We start from the raw sequence: 996 nt of genomic DNA, 5'->3' as shown, positions 1-996 counted from the left end.
TTTCTGGCTGAATAGTAATATGATGTATATTAAACTCATTCTTAAGTAAAGCATTAAGCTTTTGTAAAACACTTTTAAACTCATTTAAATCATCTAAGATTATATGAGCTGTTAGTATATGATAATCTTGAGAGATTGAATGAATGTGTATATCGTGAATATCTTTTATATTTAAATCTTGCTTTAATATAAATTCTTTTACTTCACTAATCTCAATGAATGAACTCTCAAGTAAAATATCTAAGCTTTGTTTAAATAATGATATAGACCACTTAGCAATTACTAAAGCTATTATTAAAGCTAGTATTGAATCAATAAAATAAAAATCAGTATAATAAACAATAATCCCACCAATAATAATTGCAACAGAACTAAGCAAATCACTTAGCATATGAATTAGACTTGATTTAATATTTAAATTACTTGTATCGGCTTTCATTAATAATAAAGCACTAATTATATTTGCTACAAGTCCAAAGCAAGATACTATAAGCATAGTCTTTATATCTATTTTACTTGGGTTTAATAGTTTTTCAATAGCTTCATAGATAATAAATATAGTAAATATAGCTATCATAATAGCATTTATAAAAGCAGCTATTATTTCACTTCTATAATATCCATAAGTTTTTTTACTATCTTGTTTATTAATAAATATTAGTGCAATAAAACTTATTATCAATGCAAAAGCGTGTGTTATCATATGAAGTGCATCACTAATTAATGCTAAAGAATTAGCTAAATACCCATAAATTAATTCAGCAAACATTACTACAAAAGTTACTATAAAGCTTAATAATAATGCTTTTTTATTCTTAGTAAAATCATAAGAATGAGTATGAGAATGGTCGTGGTGTTCGTGGGAGTGATTAGAATTATTATGGGAGTGGTTATGGTGTGAGTGATTACAAGAATGATTGTTTGAATGTTGTTTTATTGGTTTATGAATTAAGTCTTGATAGGTGCAAGTCATTGTTTTTCCTTTAAATTTAGTTT

1 protein-coding gene is annotated in these 996 nt (G+C 25.1%); it reads right to left on the bottom strand.

Annotation, left to right across the window (positions count from 1 at the left end; genetic code table 11):
• A partial coding sequence (locus AVBRAN9333_RS09405) for a cation diffusion facilitator family transporter (RefSeq protein WP_336609908.1) occupies positions 1-973 on the bottom strand: 973 nt, incomplete at its 3' end.
• Positions 974-996: the final 23 nt, after the last annotated feature.

Origin of the sequence: Campylobacter sp. RM9333 (genome assembly GCF_020137705.1) — a bacterium.
In the GTDB taxonomy this organism is placed as follows: Bacteria; Campylobacterota; Campylobacteria; order Campylobacterales; family Campylobacteraceae; genus Campylobacter_E.
Note: the sequence above shows the minus strand (reverse complement) of the source record. Positions and strands in the feature narration are given on the sequence as shown.